This is a genomic window from Brevibacillus sp. Leaf182, from assembly GCF_001423865.2.
Lineage (GTDB): Bacteria > Bacillota > Bacilli > Brevibacillales > Brevibacillaceae > Brevibacillus > Brevibacillus brevis_C.
Genome location: NZ_LMPN02000006.1, coordinates 1 through 2,122, shown reverse-complemented (window position 1 = coordinate 2,122; position 2,122 = coordinate 1). Strand labels below are relative to the sequence as shown.

Here is a 2,122-nt window from a genome sequence, read left to right as displayed (position 1 = left end):
CTAAATTCAAAGCCTGTGAAAGCTTTACAGACGGTTACAGCAACAGTAGAGAAAACACAGACAATTACTCGGGGAAATGTGGCAGGAACCTCAGACCTTTTACCAATGACACCTGTTGTAGATATTGTCTCGATACAGGCGGGCAGCACAAGTTATGTCAAAGGGACAGACTTTCAACTCTCAGGCGATGCCGTAGACTGGTCATTGGCAGGTGCTGAACCCTCAGGTGGGACGTCGTATACAGTCACGTATCGCTATACAAAACTTATGGTTATTGGGACAGATGTAACGTTGGATAACAACGGGGTAAAGTGGCTTGGTAGTGATCGGCCTGTACCGAACTCGACTTTCCAGACGACCTATGAGTTTTTTCTCGGGCGGAAAGATGTTTACTACCTTACTTACCAAGGCGAAGTTCATGTCATACATGGTCAGTCAGACATGAATCCTTACCCTCCTTCTTCACCACCTGATGTCTTAGAACTTGGAGAGCTTTATCTACCCCCAAATTCAAGCGCTGTTGTGGTTTCGAATCGGAAACCCAAACGATTGACGATGCTCGAGCTACGTTCTCTCCTTGAGCGTTTAGAACGTGCAGAGTACAACCAAGCTTTGGCAGACCTTGACCGGGCGGCGCAAAACTCTGATCCGTCACTAGCGAAAAAGGGTGTTTTTACAGACAACTTTACCAATTTTGAACGCTCCGATGTTACTCATCCTGACTTTGATGCCATGATTAACCCGCGTGAAAAAACGGTACAGTTAGCCGTTGAGAATAGTTTTATAGAAATGCAAGTAAATCAGGCTGCATCTACCGTGCGATTCCATGAGCGGTTAATTACCTTGCCATATACCGAAGAGGTGCTTATTGATCAACCTTTTGCAACAGAAACCATGAATGTGAATCCCTATCAAGTCTTCGGGAATTTGGCCACAATTCGATTAACGCCTTCTCATGATACCTGGGTGGAGACGTCAACTGTTACACAATCCGTTTGGGGATGGTGGGCGGATTGGAGATCGACGGGAACGACTCGGACTGAAACAAAAGTCATTTTAGATGAACAAGTTCCATTCATACGGCAGCGTGAGGTAACAGTGGTCGGGGAAGGTTTTGAACCGAACAGTGACAATATCAAGGCGACATTTGATGGCATCCCGGTAAACCTTACTCCGATAAACGGATCGGCAGCCGGCACGCTGCCCAACACAGTGAGAGCGAATGCTCAAGGACGATTCAGTTGCACATTTATGATCCCAGCGAATGTACGTACAGGAACCCGCGAAGTCTATTTCTGGAACGAGGTGTAAGGATGGCTACCAAACAAAATGAAGCGAAAGCGTCTTATGTAGGGACTGGTAGGAAGCAGGTGGTCGAGCAGACATTTTGGCAGATTCCATCTTGGCGACTGACTGATCCACTTGCACAAACCTTTATGCTTACAGATGAGCGGTTTGTGACATCCGTTGATTTGTACTTGGGCACGAAGGACCATGTAGCGGACTTAACGGTACAACTTCGCACAGTAGTGAATGGTTATCCTTCTATGACGATCTTATCTTCAGTGGCGATCAATTCTTCTCAGGTGAACGTATCCAATGATAGTAGTAGGGCAACAAAGGTAAGGTTTCCTGAGCCGATCTTACTACAGGCGAATACGGAGTATGCGATCGTGCTTCTGACACCTTCTAGTCAATATAGAGCATTTGTAGCGCGAATGAGTGCACAAGACCTCCTATCTAGGAAAACTGTTTCACGCCAGCCATATGACGTGGGTGTCCTGTTTTCAAGCTCCAACGGTTCGGCATGGACAGCACATCAGGACTCCGACTTGAAGTTTAAGCTTTACGGAGCCAAATTTATGAACGATGCAAAGCTCCAATTTAATCCTGTATCTGCCAACCAAGTGACTCAACTTGTCCTTTCAGCAAGTCAACTTGTACCTCGAAATTCGGCGCTGTTGTGGCAATACTCCATAGATGAGCGAAATTGGTATGCACTTGATGATCTGGATGTGACATGGTTAACACAACCTACAAACAAGGTGCATGTGCGGGCTTTATTTAAGACATCTGGATCGTCACCAGTCGTCCAGTCAAGTGTAAGTCTAATCCCGATGGC

Annotated in this window: 2 protein-coding genes; both read left to right on the top strand. The window is 46.3% G+C overall.

All coding sequences use genetic code 11. The features are described 5' to 3' along the window. Positions 1–1,311, top strand: a 1,311-nt coding sequence (locus tag ASG16_RS00040; protein ID WP_114544004.1) for a DUF4815 domain-containing protein, incomplete at its 5' end; no start/stop codon positions are given. A 2-nt stretch (positions 1,312–1,313) separates the two neighbouring features. Further along, positions 1,314–2,122, top strand: an 809-nt coding sequence (locus tag ASG16_RS00035; RefSeq protein ID WP_111914330.1) for a hypothetical protein, incomplete at its 3' end; no start/stop codon positions are given.